Source organism: Saccharomonospora iraqiensis subsp. iraqiensis (genome assembly GCF_000430445.1).
GTDB lineage: Bacteria > Actinomycetota > Actinomycetes > Mycobacteriales > Pseudonocardiaceae > Saccharomonospora > Saccharomonospora iraqiensis.
Window position 1 is genome coordinate 3,098 of sequence record NZ_KE387065.1, and the last position, 4,802, is coordinate 7,899.

A 4,802-nucleotide genomic window follows, 5' to 3' on the forward strand; every position below is an offset into this window, starting at 1 on the left:
GCACCACCTCCGCCGGGCCGGACCGGACCACGGCCACCGGCCCCGCGCGACCCGACCCGGTCCCGGAGACGGCGGCCCCGGACTCGCCGACCACGGACACGCCGGTCACGCACACGGAAGCCGTGGACACCACGGACACGGCAGCCCCGGCCCCGGCAGGCCCGGACACGGCGGCCCCGGGTGGAGAAGCTTCGGGCACGGGTCCGTCCGACGGGTCCGACAGTCGTCCCCCGGGGATGTTCGCGTCGTTGCGGGAACGCAACTACCGGCTGTTCTTCAGCGGGCAGGTCATCTCGAACATCGGCACCTGGATGCAACGCATCGCCCAGGACTGGCTGGTCCTGGAGCTCAGCGGCTACGACCCGGTCGCACTCGGGGTGGCGGTGGCGTTGCAGTTCCTGCCCACCGTGCTGCTGTCGCTGTGGGCGGGGGTGCTGGCCGACCGGGTCGACAAGCGCAGACTCCTCCTCGTCATCCAGTCGGGGATGGCGGTGCAGGCGGCACTGCTCGGGGTGCTCGACATCAGCGGCGCGGCCGAGCTGTGGCACGTCTACGTGCTGTGCCTCGTCCTCGGGGTGTTCTCGGCGCTGGACGTGCCGACCCGGCAGGCGTTCGTCGGCGAGATGGTGGGCCGCGAGCAGGTCGCCAACGCCGTGGCGCTGAACTCCTCGGTGTTCAACATGGCGCGGATCGTGGGACCCGCGATCGCCGGGTTCGCCATCGTGCTGGTCGGAACCGGGTGGCTGTTCGTCGCCAACGCCGTGAGCACCCTGGCCGTGATCGCCGGGCTCGCGGCCATGGACCCCGCCGCGCTGCACCGGAACCCGCCCGCCGCCAGGTCGAAGGGGCAGCTGCGGGAGGGGCTGCGGTACGTGCGCGGCAGGCCCGACCTGATGATGATCATGGTGCTGGTGTTCTTCGTCAGCACGTTCGGGATCACCTTCTTCACCTCGCTGGCGATCGTGGCGGCCAACGTGTTCGGCACGGAGGCGGACGGGTACGGCCTGTTGTCCACGATGCTGGCGGTGGGCACCTTCACCGGCGCGCTCGCCGCCGCCCGGCGGGGCAGTCGCGGGGGGCCCAGCCTGCGGGTGCTGCTGGTCGCCGCCTTCGGTCTCGGCGCGGTCGAGCTGGCCGCCTCGTTCCTGCCGACCTACGCGCTCTTCGGGATCGCGCTCGTGCCCCTGGGCTTCGCCACGATCACGTTCCTGAACACCGCGAACGCGCTCGTGCAGACCTCGACGAGTCCGGAGGTGCGGGGGCGGGTGATGGGCCTGTACGTGCTCGTCCTGATCGGCGGCAACCCGATCAGCGGACCGATGGTCGGGTGGTTGGCCGACACCTTCGGCGGGCGGTCCCCGTTCTGGCTGGGGGGTGCGGTCGCCGTGCTGGCCGCACTGCTCTGCGCGGTCCTCGCCCGCAGACGGGAACGACACCCCTTGCCCGTCGAATGAGGTTAGGCTAACCTCATGGGTGTCGCTTCGTGGTGGGAGCGGCGGCAGTTCGGGAACGAGAAGGGGCCCCGCACGAGACGTCCGTGCGGGGCCCCTTCTCGTCCGCGCGCGTGGGCGCTGGTGGCCCGGCCGGGCCGGGCGTGGCCGGGTCTCAGCCCAGCAGCAGTCCGTTGCGCCCCGCGCGGGCGTCCTCGAAACGCCTGCCGATCTCCGCCCAGTTGAAGACGTTCCACAGCGCGTTGATGTAGTCCGGCTTCACGTTCTTGTACTGCAGGTAGAACGCGTGCTCCCAGACGTCGACCAGCAGGATCGGCACGGTGGGCAGCACCATGTTGTTGTGGTGGTCGCGCAGCTGCTGGGTGATCAGCGTCTGGCCGATCGGGTCCCAGGACAGCGCACCCCAGCCGTTGCCCTGGATCGTGGTGCACACCGCGGTGAACTGCGCCTTGAACTTGTCGAACGAGCCGAAGGCGTCGTCGATGGCGGCGGCCAGCTCGCCGGTCGGCTTGTCGCCGCCCTCCGGGGAGAGGATCTTCCACCAGACGACGTGGTTGGCGTGCCCGGCGAGGTTGAAGGCGAGCGTCGTCTCCAGACCGACGATCGAGCCGAAGTCGTTGGCGTCGCGCGCCGCGGCGAGCTTCTCGAGCGTCTGGTTGGCGCCGTTGACGTAGGTCTGGTGGTGCTTGCTGTGGTGCAGCTCGTTGATCTCACCGGAGATGTGCGGTTCGAGGGCACCGTAGTCGTAGTCGAGGTCGGGAAGCTCGTACGTGGGCATGAGCCCTCCTTCGTGGTCGAGGCAAGCCTTTGCGTGATTGCCAACCTAGTAGCCGCCGAGGTCGCGGGCTAACCGGGGAGTGGCGAAGTTGACCTTGCTCCCTGGAGTGGACTCGAGGTCAACACCACTGTCGGATCGGCCACACCCCACCGGTGCGCCCGGACGGGCTCACCCGACCGGCCAGGTGTGGACCGGCTCCCCGGACCGGGAGTGCTCCAGGTACCGCGCGAGCATGCCGGTCAGTGCGGCGTCGCGGTCCGTCCCGCGGTCCTCCAGCAGCGCGACCGTGTCCCGTTGCCACGTGCTGCCGGTCCGGCGGCGCAGGCACCGTTGTTCGATCACCCCGAGGTAGCGCTCCGCCACGGTGTCGGCCACGCCCGAGTCACGCAGCCCCTCCCGCGCGAGCGGCAGCAGCACCCGCAGCACCAGCTCGTCCGGCGGCACCCGGCCGATGCCCGGCCAGTACAGCAGCGCGTCGAACCCGTTGCGCGCACCCGAGTACAGGTTCTCCTCGGCCGCCTGGAACGACATCTGCGACCACACGGGCCGCTCCTGACCCACCAGGGCGCGCTGCGCACCGTAGAAGAACGCCGCGTTGGCCATCATGTCCCGCACCGTGGGGCCCGCGGGCAGCACCCGGTTCTCCACCCGCAGGTGCGGGGTGCCGTCCACGACGTCGTACACCGGCCGGTTCCACCGCCACACGGTGCCGTTGTGCAGCCGCAGCTCGGTCAACCGGGGCACCCGGCCCGCTTCGAGGGCCTCCATCGGGTCCTCGTCGTCGGTCTCCGGCAGCAGACCGGGGAAGTAGCGGACGTTCTCCTCGAACAGGTCGAAGATCGAGGTGATCCACCGCTCGCCGAACCACACCCGCGGGCGCACCCCCTGATTCTTCAGCTCCTCCGGCCTGGTGTCGGTGGCCTGCAGGAACAGCGGGATGCGGGTCTCCTGCCACAGGGCCTTGCCCAGCAGGAACGGCGAGTTCCCGCCGAGTGCGAGCTGGACACCGGCGAGGCACTGCGCGGCGTTCCAGTGCGGGGCGAACTCCTCCGGGCTCACCTGCAGGTGCAGCTGCACCGACGTGCACGCCGCCTCCGGCAGGATCGACTGCGCGAACGCGCGCAGCCGCTCGGGTTCGCGGCCCCGCAGTGGGACCCCCTCCAGCGACAGCAGCGGCTGTTCCCCCCGCGAGGCCATGATCTGGTCGTTGAGCAGCGCGTACCGGGCGTTGTTGGTCAGCCACTTCTGATCGAAGTGTTCCGCGCGCAGGGTCGGCAGAATGCCGATCATCGCGACCGACGTGCCCGCGCGCTCCGCGGTGTCGTGGGCCAGCTCCAGGTACGCGCCGAGATCCGCCTCCAGGGTGAACGCGGACTCGCCGTCCAGCGGGTACGGCGGCACGTTCAACTCGATGTTGTGTTGCGAGAGTTCCGTGGTGAACGCCGCCTCGTCGAGGGCGTCGAGCACGGCGGAGTTCGACATCGACGGGCGCATCGCGTCGTCGACGAGGTTCAGCTCGACCTCCAACCCGATGTGCTTGCGGGGGAAGGTGAAGCTGCTCTCGGACAGCATGCGCGCCAGCGTGTCCAGGCACCGCTGCACCTTGAGCCGGTAGCGGCCCCGGTCCCGGGAGGTGCCGGAGTCCGGTGCCACGTCCTTGCCCATGCCGATCGCCCCTCTCCCTCGGCCTCGGCTCCCCGGATGCCGCGGCGTTCGCCCCTGCCAGGCGGCAACCGTTGCACATGCCGGGGGCCTCATCCAGCGGCCAAAAAGGGTGCCGTCCGTCACGCCGCGCACACCCAGCGCATCACCGGGGCCGTTCGTACCAGCCGGATACCCGGCGGACGGAGTACCGATCCCCGCCACCCGGGTCGATGCGAGACTTCCCGCGTGGCCTCAGTGATCTACACCGACGACGTGGCCGACCCGCGGCTGGACGACTTCCGCGACCTCACCACCGCCGACCGCAGGCCCGACCGGCCCGGCGGGCGGGGGCTGGTGATCGCGGAGGGAACGGTGGTGGTGCGCAGGCTGCTCGCCTCGCCCTACCCGGTGCGCGCCCTGCTCGGGGTGCGGCGGCGGGTCGAGGAGCTGGCGGACGACCTGGCCGACGTGTCCGTGCCCGCGTACGTGACCTCGGCCGAGACCATGGCGCAGGTGGTCGGTTTCCACCTGAACCGCGGGGTGCTCGCCGTCGCTGACCGCGCCCGGCGCCCCACGGTGTCCGACCTCGCCGCCGGGGCGCGGGTGCTGGCCGTGCTGGAGGGGGTCGGGGATCACGAGAACCTCGGCGCGCTGTTCCGCAACGCCGCCGCGCTCGGGGTCGACGGCGTGCTGCTCGGCCCGGGCTGCTCGGACCCGCTCTACCGGCGCAGCGTCCGCGTGTCGATGGGCCACGTCCTGCGGGTGCCGTTCACGACCGTCGACGACTGGCCTGCCGGGCTCGGGACCCTGCGGGAACACGGGTTCCGGCTCGCGGCCCTGACCCCGCGCGCGGACGCGGTGAGCCTCCGGACGGCCGCCCGCACCCCCGGCCCGGTGGCGCTGCTGCTCGGTTCCGAGGGGCACGGGCT

Annotated in this window: 4 protein-coding genes; 2 read left to right on the forward strand and 2 right to left on the reverse strand. The window is 71.3% G+C overall.

Translation table 11 applies throughout. The annotated features are described in order from the left end of the window. Positions 1–236: 236 nt before the first annotated feature. The gene (locus ACTIR_RS0106215) at positions 237–1,454 is read left to right on the forward strand and encodes an MFS transporter (RefSeq protein ID WP_084789338.1); all 1,218 of its coding nucleotides are present in this window, start codon (positions 237–239) and stop codon (positions 1,452–1,454) included. Positions 1,455–1,605: 151 nt separating this feature from the next. Here ACTIR_RS0106215 and ACTIR_RS0106220 read toward each other — a convergent pair whose 3' ends face one another. Continuing rightward, a complete protein-coding gene (locus ACTIR_RS0106220) occupies positions 1,606–2,229 on the reverse strand; it encodes a superoxide dismutase (protein WP_026453609.1) in 624 nt (207 codons plus the stop codon). A gap of 168 nt (positions 2,230–2,397) precedes the next feature. After that, positions 2,398–3,894, reverse strand: a complete 1,497-nt coding sequence (locus ACTIR_RS0106225) for a glutamate--cysteine ligase family protein (RefSeq protein ID WP_026453610.1) — start codon at positions 3,892–3,894, stop codon at positions 2,398–2,400. 225 nt (positions 3,895–4,119) lie between these two features. Here ACTIR_RS0106225 and ACTIR_RS0106230 point away from each other — a divergent pair. Beyond that, a partial coding sequence (locus ACTIR_RS0106230; protein ID WP_026453611.1) for a TrmH family RNA methyltransferase occupies positions 4,120–4,802 on the forward strand: 683 nt, incomplete at its 3' end.